A 16,297-nucleotide genomic window follows, 5' to 3' on the forward strand; every position below is an offset into this window, starting at 1 on the left:
GCCGTTTCAATTCATACAAACGTATTTAACGCATGGGGAGGTAAAAAGTTACACTAGTGAATCAATTTCACAATACCTTCAGCTGCTTCAATCAAGGCTAGATATAGATCAAAATGGTTTACTTTGTTTATGTCTAGTTACAAAACTCCATTTTAGTGAGATATGAAATTGATTCTATTCCCCATGACATGTAAAAAAAGCTACTGTTCGAGGTGCTATTGATGATGCTACATTATGTGGTTTAACTAAAATAGAGCAGGTTTTCACGCCCGTTTCTCGATTAACGAAGCAGGAAATAACAAGTAAATTCCGCGTTTGGTATGTAACTCCGGTCCAAAAAGGCCGGAGAAAATTCTCCGACCTCGTTTGTTCAATCTTATGCTCATGCCATTCGGACTTATAACTCAGCCCACTGGGCCAATACATCATTATATTCAGCGGACAATTGCTCCCGATCATTCCAGATTTGTTCCAGTTCAAGCGGATTGTTTTGCACAACTTCCAACTGTTGGTCCAGCACCTGAATCTGTGCCTCAAGACGAGCCAACGTCTGTTCCAGCTTCTCCGCAGACGGTTTGTTGCCATTGCCACTTCTATGTTTCGATGCAGCTGCTGCCGAAGAGGCCATCGCCTTACCTGATTCAGTAGAAGCTTCATAATCACGACTTCCTTCGGTAGCCGCAACAGTGGAACCGTTCATTGTCGAGTTTGTTTCTGGTTTCTTCCCTGATCTGGTAGTCCCGCCGGGCGCAGACGTTATGCCCGACTTCATCTCTGACTTGGCGTTCCCACGAGAAGAAACTCCCACTCCTGCTGTAGCCTGAGTTGTCGCCGCCGCACGAGCTTGCAAATCAAGCTTCTTCTCACGATACGCCTCATAGTCTCCCAGATAAGCGGTCATCTGACCGTCCTCCAGTTCCCAGACACGGGAAGCGAGGCGATTGACGAAGTACCGATCATGCGAGATGGCAAGTACGGTTCCTTCAAAATCAACCAGTGACTCTTCCAGCGCTTCTCGGGATGCGATATCCAGATGGTTCGTTGGCTCATCGAGCAGCAGTACATTGGGTTTACGTTGCACCAGCAGAGCTAGCCGCAGACGCGTCCATTCCCCGCCAGATAATTGCCCGACAGAGCGGAATACATCCGCTCCATAGAACAGATATCGGGCCAGAATTCCGCGAGCCTCTCCCTCTTCCACGCCTGCCTCCAAACGGAAGTATTCGAGTACGTTCAGCTTCGGATTCGTAGGTTCCTCCTGTTGAGCCAGATAACCCACATCCACACGCGCCCCCCACTCCAGCTTGCCCGCATTGGGCTGCTCGTCACCAAGCAACAGCTTAAACAAGGTGGTCTTGCCGGAGCCGTTTCGACCAATGAGAGCAATCTTGTCGCCATATTCCAGCAGACCCGAGATTCCGCGCAGGATTTCACGCTCGCCATAGCTCTTCTCGACCTGTTCCAATACCGCTACCCGTTTACCCGTTCGATCCGTAGGACGCACATCGAACTCGGCATTGCGGCGCTCCAGCACAGGACGCTTCACCTGTTCCATCCGTTCCAGCGCCTTGCGCATGGAAGCAGCCCGCCTGAAGAACTTTTCATTACCACCAACTCGGCCCCACTCCTCTAACTGGCGGATTGTTTCCTTCATTTTCTTGATAACCTTCTGCTGCTCTTTAAACTCCTCGAATTGCTGCAACAGCCGTTGTTCCTTCACTTTCATATATTCCGTATAACCGCCAGCAGATGTTTCTGCTTCTCCATCCTCCAGCTCCAGTGTTCGATTCACCACCCGATCCAGAAAATAACGATCATGCGAGATCAGGACAATGGTGCCGGGATATTCTCGTAAAAATCCTTCCAGCCACTCGACCCGCTCCAGATCAAGATGATTCGTCGGCTCATCCAGCAATAACAGGTCGGGTCTTACGATTAGCTGTGAAGCCAGCACCACCCGAGTCTGCTCCCCACCGGACAGGGAACCAAAGCGCCAACCATAATGCGCCTTGGCGATATCCAAACCGTCCGCCACCTGATCGATCCGGGCATCCATTTCGTATCCACCCTCACGCTCGAACTGTTCTTGCAGTGCCGCGTAGCGTTTCAGCAGGCGCTCCAATTGATTAGCGTCTGCTGCACATGCCGGATCGGACATCTGCTGCTCCATTTCCTTCATTTGCGTGCGACACGCCATGAGTTCTTTGAATCCAAGGCTCAGCACATCCAGGACGGTATGGTCATCCAATCCTTCTGGAACCTGAGCCACATATCCCATTCGTGTATCTTTCTTGATCATTAATTGCCCTTCATCCGGCTTGTTCAGTCTTGCCATCAGGCGCATAAGTGTGGTCTTGCCGCTTCCGTTGCGGCCGATCAGGGCGACCTTGTCACCTTCCATTATTTCAAACGTAATGCCGTCCAGCACCAGATGTGCTCCGTGGTATTGAGTCAGTTGTTGCGCACTAATAATCATCATAATAAGGTTCCTCCTATGGTATGGAAGATCCTGACCGCAACACAAAAAGAGCCGCAGGAGGTTAGCTCCGCGGCCCTTCAGAATTCAAGCAATATCGCTTATCGTCCGAATGAGGTCAAGGCAGGCATCTTCTCGCAAATGTTAACTTCCGTATATTCAAAATTGGACAGACTTCTCCCGTTGGTCAGAAAAGTATGAACAATGCCAGCCATAGCAATCGGCAGCTGGCTAATACGGTTGTTAAGCATCTCGTGATTCACCTGTCTTCACCTCCCTTGTCATAATTAATGTCAATATATCACAGACGAATGCGTTTCCGCAACCATCCCTTCGCCCAATTCAATCTTACTGTACAGTAGTTTCATTCTTACGCTTAATTCCTGCCCCGTCCCCGAAGCATTACATCCCTGATCGCCACCGTAATAAGTGTTAACATTCCCGAGGTACCCAGTGATGCGCCAAGCAGGGCATATCCGATGCCATTCCACCCGCCAATATCGATGCTGATCATGATTACAACGGCACCGCCGAGCAAGGCCACACATGGCAATATATATTGAACCCACGTCATTCGACGTCCTTGCAAACGATAGATAAGCCATTCAATCAGCAGCTGCACCGCCCACATTCCCAATGTCCACAAGATCAGTACTTCCATAAGGTTCCCCTCCTGTTGCTGGATGGATCAAGCTTTTTGTTACAGACCTTACGCTACTTCAACCAATCTGAGAAAAAGTTCCGGTACCCTTCTTTCATCTTTGTGCGCGAAAAAGCACCAAAGGCATACTCACGGTTATCTTCTGACACACTGCGCGGCGCGGCCGCAGCCATGTTCACCAGTTCAAACCAATTATCCTCGTTGCCTGCAAAGGCATGCGTGGATCGAATGTGACCGTAGCAGGCATGCTCCGGCTTCACAACCATTTTGCCCATCGCCATCGCTTCTGTCAGTGGCATCGCAAACGTATCAAAGGCCGAACAGCTCCAATATACCTTGGATGAGTTCATCAACGTAAATATCTCATCCTGCGTGAGCGCAAACTTCAGCTTCACATTGGCAGGGATGTCGTACTTCTTCATGGTTTCCTTATAGCGCACACCACCGAACACCATATATACTTCCTTGTCCGGGTTCTGCCGCGCATATTCCAGCACCAGATCCGGTCGACGATTCGCTTCATCCCTACCGATCCAGAGCACCCGATTATGCACAACCTGACTCGGGTCGTAGTGCCGGTTCGCCAGCTCTTCGCTAAAACCAATCGGGATGACGTTCACGTCATGTACGCCGAAATTGCGGCCCAGTTCTGTTTTTAGAAACTCGGTCTGTACAATCGCTTTATCCACCATCGTATAAAATGGCTTCATCATCTCATATCCCGTTAGTGCGGGATCGGGGAAACTGTGCGGGAACAATACGCTTTTCGGTAAGAACATCTTCAAAAACGTAAACCCGGATACGGTGTAGATGACATGCTCTATATTTTGACTATGAATCTGGTCCAGCACGATATCGTAGTTCACCAGGTCACCTTTCTCATGCTCATACCCTGGCAACCAGTCGTATCCGCTGACATGACGCTCCGGCGAGATGAACACAATATCCACACCCAGCTCCAGACCAATCTGCTTCAGTCGATCCGCAAATACGCGTGGCCCCTGTGCCTCTGTGAATTGAATTTTACGCATAACAAGTCCGACTTTACGCAAGCTTCTCACCCCTCATTTCTATTCCTCACCCATATGCTTCATGCACTGCTCCAGCGTTGCTGCCGTCTCATGCCATTGGTTCCGCAGCTGTTCCCTCGGCCACACACATGCCTCACTCCTCAGGTCACTATCAATCAAACGCAGCATCCAGAGTGAGAATACAATAGCATAAGCATCGTACCATCCTGCAAAAGAAACCCGTTCAATCTGCACGCCCAGGCTCCCCAGCTTGTCCAAATACACATCTATAACTCGCTCTCGCAAAGCAGGCGTAACCGTTCTGGGAAACAGCGGATGTGAGAGATCCACTAGATGATATATATCCCACAGTGGCGTATTCAAATGCGCATGCTCCCAGTCCAAGATGACCAGTCTGCCGTCCACATCCGCCATATTTCCGGGATGCAGGTCTCCGTGACACAGAACAGTTGGAAGTTGCTCCTCAGCTGTGAGAATCAACGTGGCAATCTTGTCCCAATCGGATGCGGATAGCTGCATATCCAGTCTGGATAACAGTTCATCGGTAGATTGCCTATGCATTTGCAACTCTTCCAACATTGTGCGAATGGACGGCTTCTGGCCCACGCTAGGCAGCTCACTCCAATCCGTAACAGGCAATGCATGCCACGCTGCCATATATACCGCTGCACCGAGCATCGTCGCTTCTTGTGAATCATGCACCAGTTGACCCAGATCCTCATAGATCATCCAGCTCTGTGCCGTTGCAATGGTAAGATCCGACGCTGCAATGAGTTGCGGATAGATTGGTGGTAAGCCAGACATCACACGCTCGTACATCCATCGTTCCCGTCCATGCTGTGCAGGATTCGTCAGTGGTTTGAAAATATAACTGCCACCGGTAGGAACAGTGAATCGCTCCACATATCGTCCGTTCATTCCTTTATACAATTGTTCGCGGCTTGTTATATAATGAACATTCAGCATTCCTTCGAGCGTCACCCAGCTGTATGCATCCAACTCTTCATTCACGCTACTCACCATCCATTTCGTTCTCGCTACCGCTCCGATTATGATTTCTATTCATCATACGTTGCCGCTCACAAGCCTGCAAGCTTTGGTCGTAAGCGCTTATTCAGGATCTCAAGTCATAGGTTCTAAAGTGCTTGTTGCATTTTGGTTAGTAATCACTTACTATAAAATCATGAAGAACAAATCTCATGTGGATAGTAAAAAGAAAGATATCCTACAAGCGGCGATGCGCTTGTTCGCAACCAAAGGCGTTGACGGCATATCCGTCAAAGAGATCGGTGACGCCGCCGGAGTAACCGATGCGGCGATCTACAAACATTTTAAAAACAAAGATGCCGTTGCCCTGGAAGCCTTCACCCAATACTGTGTCGACTATACTGCACTAATTGATGGGTATGTTCGACAGGAAGGTCCGGTGCTGGAACGCTTCAAGCAACTGGTTACCGAGGTTCTCCATCTGCATGATGAAGATCCCTACGGACTGCTGCTGATTTCACAGAATCACGAAATATTTATTGAAGCCGGAAGCAGCGAGGATTACCGTCAGCCATTGGATGCGTTAATGGATCTAATCGATCAGGGTATAATGCGAGGTGAGCTGCCTCAGCAGGATTCACGGCTCACAGCCGTTCTGGTGATCGGTGCAATTACGCGTATGGCGGTCTCCAGTATGCAGGGTGAACTGCCAGAGTTGTTGGTCCCCTACACCGGGGAGACGGTTCACCGACTTACATCGATGTTGGGGCAGGTACCCCAAGAGTAGCGAGGCAGAGTGGTAGCCATTTGACCTCGCAGAACACCAAGTAATGTTTGGGGCTACACGTTATAAAAAGAGAATCGTCAGCATACCATCAGGATATACAGATGGATTACCGGGTCATACGTGACCTTTTCTTTTTGCACATGAGGTTAGTGTTCATTAACTAAAATAGTCAGGACGTGTCATCTTCCATGAAAAAAATATTAATTATTCAAGGCAATCCCGTCTCACCCAGTTATAACGGCGCAATCGCCGAGGCTTACCGCAAAGGTGCGGTTCAAGCCGGCGCCGACGTTCGCATGATCACCCTGAACGAGTTGGCATTCAACATGAATCTGGAAGGCGGATATCGTAATAAACTTCCGCTTGAACCCGATTTGTTACAAGCCCAAGAAGCGATCAAGTGGGCCGAGCATCTTGTATGGGTATTCCCAATCTGGTGGGGAGGACCACCTGCCCTACTGAAAGGTTTCATTGACCGAATCTTCATGCCAGGTTACGCCTTCAAGTATCAAAAAGGAAAACCTTTCCCGGATCAACTGCTCAAAGGCCGCACCGCCCGCATGATCACCACCATGGATGGTCCGAGTTGGTACTTCAAGTGGTTCCAGGGTGAGCCCGCACACAAAATGATGAAAATCTCCACATTTGGACTCACTGGCATCAAACCTGTTCGGATAACAACTGTAGATCAAGTTGGTAAAAAGTCCGAAGAACAGAGAAAGAATTGGCTGGATAAGATCGAACATCTTGGGCGGAAGATGGGGTAAGAAAGAAAACCTCCTATTTCTAAACAAAAAGGGATGTCCCTACGTCATGTTTAAGACGGGACACCCCTTTGTTGCGTTCGTTATGGTCTAACGAACCTTGCACACGCTATTAGCTTCAAATCCTACAGATCTGCAATGTAATGAATCGTGAACGCGTTATTTACACGATCCCGCAATAATACAAGCAACGCATTACCCAAACGAAATACGACCCGATGGATGCTCAGGCAAAATAGATGTAACCAACTGCTGTACAGCTGGATGATCCGACTGCATGACCGAATCCCCGGCATCACCGCTATAGACAATCCTGCCCTGATCCATTACGGCAATGCGGTCACAGATCGTCATGGCGGCACGAATGTCATGCGTGATAAAGAGATATGACAATCCGTATGATGCTCTGAGCTCCGCCAATAAGGATAGGATTTGCGTCTGATGCACCATATCCAGACTGCTGATCGATTCGTCCAGTACGATTAACTTTGGCTTGAGCGCGATAGCTCGTGCGATGTTGACCCTCTGTAATTGCCCGCCGCTGAACTGGTGCGGAAGCTTATTTGCATCCTCAGGTGTAAGTCCAACCTGCTCAAGCAGTTGTCCAACCACACGAAATTGTTCTTTGGCTGACAAACGCTCGTAGTTATCCAGCGGCTCCCCAATGATCTGCGCGGCAGTCATAAGCGGATTCACAGCCGAATAACAGTCCTGGAACACGACCTGCAGATCACGTCGTAATTCCTTGAGTACTGGTTTGCTAGATCGGTAGATATCCTGTCCTTGAAACAAAACCTGACCCTGGCTGGGCTTCTCCAGACCAAGAATGATTTTGCCCAAAGTACTTTTACCTGCTCCACTCGTACCCAGCAGCCCCAGACATACACCCTTTTCAATTGTAAGTGAGATATCTGCCAGCACAGGAGGACGCGCTCCCGAACGATCCAGCCAATTGCGTTTGCCATAACTATGGCTTACTTCACGTACATGAAGCATCAGGTCATCCTCCTCTCTTCTACTTGGCAGAAGCAATCTCCGAAGAAGACGAAATTACACATCACCATGTCCATTCCACCTCTACGACTACCCACTCAAAATACAGTTCATACCCGCTCTACATATACTCTCATTGAACGATCCATCCCACATGTCATTCGCTATCGTCTCAAAGACACACTGGGTCTGGCATTTAACAACATCCGTGTATACTCATGCTGCGGGTGATCGAACAGTTGATACACATCCGCCTGCTCCACAATTCGACCCTTCTGCATGACCGCGACTTCATCCGCCATTTGTGAGATCACGCCCAGATCATGGGAGATGAGCAAAATGGATGTGCCATATTCCGTACGTAGCCGATCCAATTCCTGAAGCACCTTGAACTGATTTACGACATCCAGTGCCGTCGTTGGTTCATCAGCAATAACCAAGGCGGGTCGCAGGCACATCGATATGGCGATCATCACCCGCTGCAACATACCGCCACTCAGTTGGAAGGGGTATCGTTTCATCAGCTTGGCCGGCTCGGGCAGGTTCATGTCTGCCAAGGCAGCCATAGCCCGCTCTCGGGCAGCTGCTTTCGAAATCCCCGTGTGCGTACGCAAGGTTTCTATGAATTGAGATCCAATCGTATATACGGGTGTAAAAGCATTCATCGGATTCTGCATAATAAATCCGATTTCCTTGCCTCGGATGCGCCGCATCTCCTCACCTGACAACGAGCCAAGCTCCCGTCCATTCAGACGGATGCTACCCGTTACCTCCATCCTGCGCGGATCAAGCAGGTGAAGCAGCGCGTTACACGTAACAGTCTTGCCGCTGCCACTCTCGCCGACAAGGCCGAAGACACGACCTTTTTTCAATTCAAAATCAATGGGCTCCAGTAACGGGACTAAACCCTCTGTTGTTCTAAGATTCACTTGCAGACCACGAACTTCAAGTACCTTCGCTGCATCATCCATCGTTACGTTCACCCCTCGTATGCCTTCGATTCCGACTCATTACCTTTTTGCAATGCCATAACGCTCGGATAACGCTTCACCCAAGATGTTGAACGTAATGACTACCAGTAGAATCAATGCACCTGGATAGATCATCAATTCCGGATGACTGCGGATATAACTCGTTCCTTCATGAATCATGGCGCCCCACTCTGCATTCGGTGGTTGGATGCCAAGCCCCAAGAATGAAAGTGCCGATATATCCATAATCGCCCATCCCATCTCCAACGTACCCATCACAACAATCGGACGCTGCACGTTGGGGATGATATGTTTGCGAATAATTGCCCACGAAGAAGAGCCGCTAATCCGCGCCGCCGCGATGAAGTTCCGTTCCTTCAGACTAACGACCATGTTCCGACAGATACGTGCATAGTACACCCACTGCACCATCATGAGTGCCAGAAGCACCTGCATCAGACCTGGACCAAAAATCCCCACAATACCGAGCACCAGCACCAGATTCGGAAACGCCATAATGCCTTCGCACAAGCGCATCAGCAGACTGTCCACCCAGCCACCAAGGTAACCGGAGATTGAACCTACAATGACACCTATCAGCAAAGAAGAAAGAAAGATCAGGGTGGCGAATCCGAGCGACACCCGCGCTCCATACATCAGCCTAGTGAGATTGTCGCGTCCCAGATGATCCGTTCCGAGCCAATGCTCAAGCGATGGACCCGCCAGCTTCTGCAACAGATTCACCTTCACAGGGTCATGAGGAGCAATCCATGGAGCTAATAACGCGATCACGAAGAAAAGCAATATAATCACCGAGCAGATCTGGATGGCTCTCTGTCCTTTAAATACCGCACGCCATTTGTTTATCAATGCTCCGCACGTCCTTTCGCTGAGATCCGTGGGTCCATAACGAGCTGCACCAGATCAACGAGCAGATTGCATACGATGAACAAGCATGCCGCCAGGAAGACATAACATTGAATAACGGGAATATCCCGGTTAAATATCGCATCGACAAAGTATCGTCCGAACCCAGGCCAGGAAAACACTTGCTCCACAATAATGGTTCCTGTGAGCAGCTTGCCCATACTCATCCCCATCCCCGTAATGAGGGGCGATATGGCGATTTTCAGCACATGTTTCAGCATAATGACTCGTTCGCGAATTCCGCGTGTTCTCGCGTACTGTACATATGTCTCCTGTAATTGCTCCAGTACGCTGGAACGCAACAATCGGGTGTAGACCGCAATAAGAATCAAGGAAAGTGTAATCGTAGGCAGAACCAGATTCTCCCACGATCCACGCCCCTCCACAGGTAGCCAGTCCAATTTCACTGCGAAAAAGAAGATCAGCAGATAACCTAACCAGAATTGCGGAATAGATGCTCCAAAATAGGAAATTGCCCGGCTGACCATGTCAATCCAGCTATTCTTGTACACCGCCGCCAGTATTCCCAATGGAATACTCACCAAAACCGATAACAACATGCTCCAGAAGGCGAGTTCAGCCGTAGCCGGAAGCCTTAATTTCACTTCATCCCATACAGGTTTATTGGTGAGATACGAAGTGCCAAAGTCGAGCTTGGCAATCTTCTGAATTGTATGTGCATATTGGGTTAACAAAGGCTGATCCAGGCCAAACTCATGCCGTTTTTGCGCAAGCAACTCCGGTGTTGGATAGATATGAGCGGCTGTCAGATAAGCCTCGGCTGGATCAACCGGTGAAATATGAATAAGCGCAAAGGTAACAAGTGTAGCGATAAAAACGATAGGAATGATCGCGATCATTCGTTTACCGATATAACTGATCACCAAACGTTCCTCCCTTTTATCAAGCTACATGAAATTACTACTTTATTGATTGCCCAATTCAATTCCTACAAACGGATTTTCGTCACGGTTCGCCGGGAAAATAAAGTTGGAGATTTTCTTCTGATACACAGCCGTTTTCTTAATATAAGAGATCGGTACGATCGCCGATTGCTCCTGAAGTGTCTTCAGGATAGAGCCATATAACTCCTGGCGTTTCGTCTCGTCTGTAGATGACAGTGCTGCATGCACCTGATCGTCCAGTTCCTTTTTCATCGGCAACGCACTCAGGGTCTCGGAAATCCCAAATCCAGGGCTCGCCACAACGTTAATGAAGGAATGTGGATCATATGGAGCGCCATAGTTATACCAGAAATACAGGTCAAAATCATTGGCTTTCAAACGTTTGATCTGAACCGTCAGTTCCAGTCCAGTGAGGTTTACCTTAACCCCAAGCTCGCTCCATTCCGCCTGAATGGTCTCAGCCATCGCTTTCTGAATCGGGTCTGTCTTGTCAAAAATCATCTCAAAATCAAGCTGCTGCCCGTCTTTCTCACGAACCGTGCCACCTGCAGGCAACTTCCAGCCCGCTTCATCCAGTAAAGCTTTGGATTTCTCCACGTCATACGTGATCGGTTCCAGGTCTACATTGGTGTACGGATAGTTTCTGGACAATACGGTATCGGCTGGTTCTTCCAATCCGGAAGTCACGCCTTCCACCATCGCCTGTTTGTTAAACCCTTGCTGAAGCGCCATCCGTACTCTGACATCGGACAGCTTCGGATTGGAAGAGTTCAGCAGCAAGCTGCGAGTACCCACCGGATCAGACAATTGAGTCACATATTCATCATTGTCACGCAGCTGTTGGAACGCATCCAGACTGATCACACCTTCACCATAGATCAAGTCGAGATCACCTTTTTCAAAAGCGAGTACACGGGTTTCACCATCAGGAATGATTTTGACCGTAATCTGATCTACCTTCGGTGCTGTTCCCCAATAGTTCGGGTTACGCTTGAAGACGGCATATTCGTCCTGCTTGTATTCAGCCAGCATCCACGGGCCAGTTCCAACCGGCTCTTTGATGCCTTGTGATGTATCTCCGTCATCCGGGAATCCGGCTTCACCAAGGAAGCGGAAAGGACGAACCACCGACAAGTCCTGAAGAACAGGATAATACGGCTCTGTGAGTGTCAACCGGAAGGTCTGATCGTCCACAACCTCGGTCTTGTCGAGCACACCTACAATGCCCAGCCAGCTATGTGTATCTTTATTTTTCATTACAGCATCAAAATTCTTTTTCACAATCTCAGCATTAAATGGCGTACCATCTGAGAATTTCACACCTTGGCGAAGCTTGAATGTATATACTTTGCCGTCATCGGAGATGGTCCATGATTCTGCTAACGCAGGTTCCAGTTTTCCGTCCTTCTGGTAACTGATTAGCGGCTCATAGAGCATGGATTGGGCAAATAATTGCGAAGGATTGTACGTATGCGGATTCATTGTACCGATATCACGTGGCCATGACATCGTAATCGACTTCGTTGATGTCTGATCCGAAGAAGCAGATGAGGATTCATCTCCGCTTCCTGTATTGCTGCAACCCACGATAACGAATAGCAACAAGAGCATAGTTGCCAGCGTGAGGGCCGAAGATTTGCGATGTTGTACAGACATGGATGTTGAACCCCTTTTCTCTATTTTATGATAATGATTATCATATTCATCCATTAAGAATAGGCAGGAGCCCTCCTTTTGTCAACAAAATTCGACATTGTATGTATCACTACTAAATATGCCAAAAAAGCCCTTCCTGCGGGAGGAAGAGCCACTTGGCCTGAATATCCGCACATATACACTAACAAGCTTGTCGTTACGTTCTATTTCTTGCTCACAGCCCGAATATCATCGAAGTATAACGTGCCCGAAACAGGCTTGCTCACATCCACCGCATTGATATAGATGGAGAACTCCTGAATGTTCTTCGCTCTGTTTGCATCAAAGGTTGCATTCGCATTGGCCGTATCCCAAGGTGCAGGTTTGAACGCGCTGAATGGAATCTCAATCCACCCGGCTTCCGTCACGGCAAGTGAAGGATAGGCCTCGAACGACACACCGTTTGCCTTCACTTGCAGCACCAGCTTCTGTCCTTTGCCATCTGGTGCAAGCCACAGCTTAAGCGTATCCTGATCAGACCAGTCTACCCCATTCATACTGCGGGTTACACCGCCATACCCGGAACTACCCAGCGCATAATCATATTGCAGACCATACTCTCCTGCACCTTTCTGATCCTGGGTTAGTTTGATCGTAATTTTATCTCCCTGAGCATTAGGGGTGTAGATATTGCCAAGCGTGGTGTCATTACCGGCATACCCCTCGAAGTCATCCACCAGATCTTTATCCACCACAGGTTCCGGCTTCACGTGAATCAACTGGATATTATCCACATAGATTGGGCCCGTATACTGCAAACCACTGCCCACAACGGACAGCATCATGGATGTAGCTTCGGCTGACTTCTCAGGATCGTCCAGTACAATCTCACCCGTGTATTTTCCGTACGTTATCCCATCCGCAGTAACCTTCTCCAGATCGCTAAATTTAACCGCATTGCTCAGGTTGTACTTTGTCTCCCAATCATCCGGCAACGTGGCTACTGCATAGATCGATGGTGTGTCACTCACACCTGCGCTTAGGGGAACGTACATATCCAGCTTCACCTTGCTCACGTCCGCCAGGTTCACTTTCTGTGTTATGGCATCCAACGTCAGCTTCAGTTCTTGCCATGTGTGCGTCCCATCTTCAAAATTGGCGTTGATCTTCAACATGCCGCTCCCATTGAACTCAGCCTGTTCGAGTGAAGTAATCCCGGCCTGCCATCCACCACCATTAGACACACCACTGGTATCACTATCGAATGTGTACGTGTACAACCGGCTGGAATCGAAATTAAAGTTCACCGTAACCTCGTCCTGCATAACCACTTCATCGTTCACATAAGCCTTCACGTGCAGCTTCACGTTTTGTTGATCTAATTCTGTACCTGGCTGCCATATAGCTGTGTAATAATTGTCTTTTGCCGCCAATGTCATCTCATGTTCTTCCGCCTCTTGCCCTACCGTATAGACCACACGATCAGCCAGCTGTCCAAGCACTCTGGCCCGAATCGTAACATCCGTTTCCTTGATCTGCTGCTGGTTTAGCGGGGTTACAATGTTGAGCTTCGGTGCATTGGGTTGAGTAGATACATTCAGGCTGTATACCCCTTGCAGACGATCGTTGAATGCCGTATATGGCGCATTGTATAGCCTCACAAAATCGTCAAGCAATTCGTGGTTCCCCAGTCCCCCTGGAGCGTTGCGATAAGGTAAAAATATCTGTTCTGTTCCAAAGTTCGCCCATGTCTGCATATACGCCATGCGTTTCGCATCCGGATCGGATTCCAGTGCTTTGAGCAGGTCAGTGAACCAGGTTTCCGCTTTATTTCCGGTAATTTTCAACCCTTTGGTGCTGTACCCGAACTCGCTGAATGTAGCCACTTTCCCCTTGCTGTCAGCAAGCCGGGAGATCATTGCTGCATCCTGAACCAATTTCGCAAACCATCCCTGAGAGCCTTCCGTTGAATCATACACATCAAATCCAAGAATATCGACATAATCGTCACCCGGATACGTTTTCAGGTATTCGCTCTCGCTGCCGCTGAAGAAACCGTTTGGTGAGAATACATACAGGAAGTTATCCACGCCTTTGGTATCTCTCAGATACTCCACCGTATAGCGATACAACTGAACATATTGCTCTTTCGAGGTAAAAGCAGCTCCCCACCAGAACCAGTTACCATTGTTCTCATGGAATGGACGGAAGATGACTGGAATGTCATTCCCTTCGCCATCGGACAGCTGATGAGCCAGATCAGCGATCTGATCGAGGTACGTATTGAATTCGGCGTTCTTATCCCCACCCGGCAAAATGTGAGACACGACCGAACCACTTGTATCATAGAAATCATTCCCTGTCGCAAAGTTCTTCATATGCGCACTCAGCGTCACAATGCCGCCACGCTCATAAGCCTTCTTCATCACAGCCGCTAGACGGGCTGTATTTTCTTCCGGGCTAACCTGCTTCGAACCCGGCTTTTCGTTCCCTTCCAGACTCAGCGTATCCCAGCCGTATACGGCAGGAAATGCACCCACATTGTTAAACACATCGGATTGTGTGCCATCATTTGCTGTAATGGTCACCCCTTCGGTTGTAGCATGCTGCTGTCCGAACAGAATGGCTTTGCCTCGGACGTTGTTTAAGTAAGTGAATAAAGATTTGGTTGCCGTAGAAGCCTGATCATCCACAAGTTTTACTGCACTCAGATCAAAATGGGACGTATCAATCTTGGTTTGATTATGGTCTGGAGTAACGCCTGAACCTGGATTAGAAGGATTGGTCGGTGTTGTTGTCCCTCCGCCCGGATTACCTCCAGCATTGCCGCCAGAGCTGCTGCCACTATCTGAATTACCGTTATTACTCACGCCACTATTACTGTTGGTATTGTTGCTGTTATTGTTTGTCGTCCCAGAAGTCATTTCTATACTCTCTCCCTCCTGAATCGACCATGTACCTCGTGTAACAGCTTTACCGTTAAGGAGTACGCCATCCGAGGTAATCGTCGCCTTCGTAATGTCACCTGTTCCGTTAACGGTGGAGCCTTTGGATTCCTTATTCAGTTCCAGCGTATGTATTGTGGAACCACGATCCATTTTTATAGTGGTTGCCGCCGATATAATTGCCGATTGTACAACCGTCCCCTGACCCAGTTCAATAGAAGCAGAACGCTCTACTCTTAATTTCTCCATCGTTGTTTCCCCTTTTGCAAACAAACGAACGTCACCTTCATGGCGGTCTACGATCACTTCGCCCAGAATGGAATCCGTTGCGGTTACTGTGTGTGTCCCGCCCCCATGAACATACGTTATACCTTTGACCGTAACTTGAGACAAATCCACATCCCCTTCGCGAACTCCCGGAGCTATGTACAGATTACCAGTGATGGTTACATCCCCGAGTTTCGTTCCGCTTCGGTTAATGACAACATTGCCATCCACTATTTTGCCCGCCATTGGTTCCACAGCGTTCATTGCTGGCGCGAGCTTATCCATCCAGGACAACATCTCCGCTCTGGATAAAGCAGCTTCCGGTTTGAATGACCCATCGGGATACCCTTCAATGATGCCAGACAATGTTCGAACCGCCTCACGAGCATATGAACGAACTTCCGAGTCATCCGAGAATACTTTAGACGCGTCTATTTCTTCTGAGGTCTGCGCCAAGCCAAAAGCACGAACCAGCAACACCGCGGCATCCTCACGTGTAACTTTTCCATCCGGATTCGCCAAATTATTCGGATACCCCTCATAAAATCCGGCCTCACGAGCAATGGATAACTCGGAAGCATACCAGTTGCTTGCTTTCACATCTGCAAAAGTCTCTTTCTCATCCCATATATAAAATCCAAATATTTTATTGATAGCGGTTACAATTTCACTTCTGGAGACAGCCTGATCCGGGCGAAAAGAACCATCCGGGTAACCGTTAATAATTCCGGCAGATATCCACTTGTGAACCACTTTCTCCGACCAGTGACCGGAAAGATCCGATATCTGTGCAGTAGATACGTCGGTACCAATGGATACCGCATTGTCTATATTAGCATCTGCGAATGCCGGCATAGCCGCTGTCCCAATCAACACAGCGCTTAGCGCTGTGCTCATAACTACCCGAACTTTCTTCATCCTGTATCTCCTCCTGATATATGTGATGAA

13 protein-coding genes are annotated in these 16,297 nt (G+C 48.7%); 2 read left to right on the top strand and 11 right to left on the bottom strand.

What is annotated here, in order from left to right; all coding sequences use genetic code 11:
• Positions 1–397 precede the first annotated feature (397 nt).
• The 5 genes from abc-f to OM416_RS15595 all read right to left on the bottom strand — a co-directional run bounded on the left by abc-f (position 398) and on the right by OM416_RS15595 (position 5,179).
• Positions 398–2,479 carry a ribosomal protection-like ABC-F family protein gene (gene abc-f / locus OM416_RS15575; RefSeq protein ID WP_264930877.1) on the bottom strand — a complete coding sequence of 694 codons (2,082 nt, stop codon included), beginning with the start codon at positions 2,477–2,479 and terminating at the stop codon, positions 398–400.
• A gap of 98 nt (positions 2,480–2,577) precedes the next feature.
• Positions 2,578–2,739, bottom strand: coding sequence for a hypothetical protein (locus OM416_RS15580; RefSeq protein ID WP_017691697.1), 162 nt, complete (start codon positions 2,737–2,739; stop codon positions 2,578–2,580).
• 113 nt (positions 2,740–2,852) lie between these two features.
• The gene (locus OM416_RS15585; protein WP_264930881.1) at positions 2,853–3,137 is read right to left on the bottom strand and encodes a hypothetical protein; all 285 of its coding nucleotides are present in this window, start codon (positions 3,135–3,137) and stop codon (positions 2,853–2,855) included.
• A gap of 53 nt (positions 3,138–3,190) precedes the next feature.
• Entirely contained in the window at positions 3,191–4,189 is a 999-nt protein-coding gene (locus OM416_RS15590; RefSeq protein ID WP_062836756.1) for a glycosyltransferase, read from the bottom strand.
• Between the two features lie 18 nt (positions 4,190–4,207).
• Entirely contained in the window at positions 4,208–5,179 is a 972-nt protein-coding gene (locus OM416_RS15595; RefSeq protein ID WP_264930885.1) for a phosphotransferase family protein, read from the bottom strand.
• Between the two features lie 172 nt (positions 5,180–5,351).
• On the opposite strand from OM416_RS15595, the gene OM416_RS15600 reads away from it, so the two are divergent.
• Both OM416_RS15600 and OM416_RS15605 read left to right on the top strand, forming a co-directional pair.
• On the top strand, positions 5,352–5,942 hold the full coding sequence (locus tag OM416_RS15600; RefSeq protein WP_264931485.1) for a TetR/AcrR family transcriptional regulator: 591 nt from the start codon (positions 5,352–5,354) through the stop codon (positions 5,940–5,942).
• Between the two features lie 188 nt (positions 5,943–6,130).
• Positions 6,131–6,709 (top strand): NAD(P)H-dependent oxidoreductase, encoded by a 579-nt coding sequence (locus OM416_RS15605; RefSeq protein ID WP_264930887.1) that lies wholly within the window; start codon positions 6,131–6,133, stop codon positions 6,707–6,709.
• A gap of 192 nt (positions 6,710–6,901) precedes the next feature.
• Here OM416_RS15605 and nikE read toward each other — a convergent pair whose 3' ends face one another.
• The 6 genes from nikE to OM416_RS15635 form a co-directional block, all read right to left on the bottom strand.
• Complete coding sequence (gene nikE, locus OM416_RS15610; RefSeq protein ID WP_264930889.1) at positions 6,902–7,702, bottom strand: nickel import ATP-binding protein NikE; 801 nt, start codon at positions 7,700–7,702, stop codon at positions 6,902–6,904.
• Positions 7,703–7,863: 161 nt separating this feature from the next.
• Positions 7,864–8,670: a nickel import ATP-binding protein NikD gene (gene nikD, locus OM416_RS15615; protein WP_264930890.1), complete on the bottom strand. Its 807-nt coding sequence runs from the start codon at positions 8,668–8,670 to the stop codon at positions 7,864–7,866.
• A gap of 39 nt (positions 8,671–8,709) precedes the next feature.
• Positions 8,710–9,540: a nickel ABC transporter permease subunit NikC gene (nikC, locus tag OM416_RS15620; RefSeq protein ID WP_264930892.1), complete on the bottom strand. Its 831-nt coding sequence runs from the start codon at positions 9,538–9,540 to the stop codon at positions 8,710–8,712.
• Positions 9,537–10,481, bottom strand: a complete 945-nt coding sequence (gene nikB / locus OM416_RS15625; protein WP_076333801.1) for a nickel ABC transporter permease subunit NikB — start codon at positions 10,479–10,481, stop codon at positions 9,537–9,539. Before nikB ends, nikC begins: the two co-directional genes overlap by 4 nt.
• A gap of 42 nt (positions 10,482–10,523) precedes the next feature.
• Positions 10,524–12,158 (bottom strand): nickel ABC transporter substrate-binding protein, encoded by a 1,635-nt coding sequence (nikA, locus tag OM416_RS15630; protein ID WP_264930893.1) that lies wholly within the window; start codon positions 12,156–12,158, stop codon positions 10,524–10,526.
• 203 nt (positions 12,159–12,361) lie between these two features.
• Positions 12,362–16,267 carry a glycosyl hydrolase gene (locus OM416_RS15635; RefSeq protein ID WP_264930894.1) on the bottom strand — a complete coding sequence of 1,302 codons (3,906 nt, stop codon included), beginning with the start codon at positions 16,265–16,267 and terminating at the stop codon, positions 12,362–12,364.
• Positions 16,268–16,297 lie beyond the last annotated feature (30 nt).

Origin of the sequence: Paenibacillus sp. LS1 (assembly GCF_026013365.1) — a bacterium.
In the GTDB taxonomy this organism is placed as follows: domain Bacteria; phylum Bacillota; class Bacilli; order Paenibacillales; family Paenibacillaceae; genus Paenibacillus.

What these genes read in the sequence shown, in the direction of transcription:
- abc-f (WP_264930877.1), bottom strand. Translation starts at nt 2,479, where the DNA reads ATGATGATTATTAGTGCGCAACAACTGACTCAATACCACGGAGCACAT.
- OM416_RS15585 (WP_264930881.1), bottom strand. Translation starts at nt 3,137, where the DNA reads ATGGAAGTACTGATCTTGTGGACATTGGGAATGTGGGCGGTGCAGCTG.
- OM416_RS15600 (WP_264931485.1), top strand. Translation starts at nt 5,352, where the DNA reads ATGAAGAACAAATCTCATGTGGATAGTAAAAAGAAAGATATCCTACAA.
- OM416_RS15605 (WP_264930887.1), top strand. Translation starts at nt 6,131, where the DNA reads ATGAAAAAAATATTAATTATTCAAGGCAATCCCGTCTCACCCAGTTAT.
- nikE (WP_264930889.1), bottom strand. Translation starts at nt 7,702, where the DNA reads ATGCTTCATGTACGTGAAGTAAGCCATAGTTATGGCAAACGCAATTGG.
- nikD (WP_264930890.1), bottom strand. Translation starts at nt 8,670, where the DNA reads ATGGATGATGCAGCGAAGGTACTTGAAGTTCGTGGTCTGCAAGTGAAT.
- nikA (WP_264930893.1), bottom strand. Translation starts at nt 12,158, where the DNA reads ATGTCTGTACAACATCGCAAATCTTCGGCCCTCACGCTGGCAACTATG.
- OM416_RS15635 (WP_264930894.1), bottom strand. Translation starts at nt 16,267, where the DNA reads ATGAAGAAAGTTCGGGTAGTTATGAGCACAGCGCTAAGCGCTGTGTTG.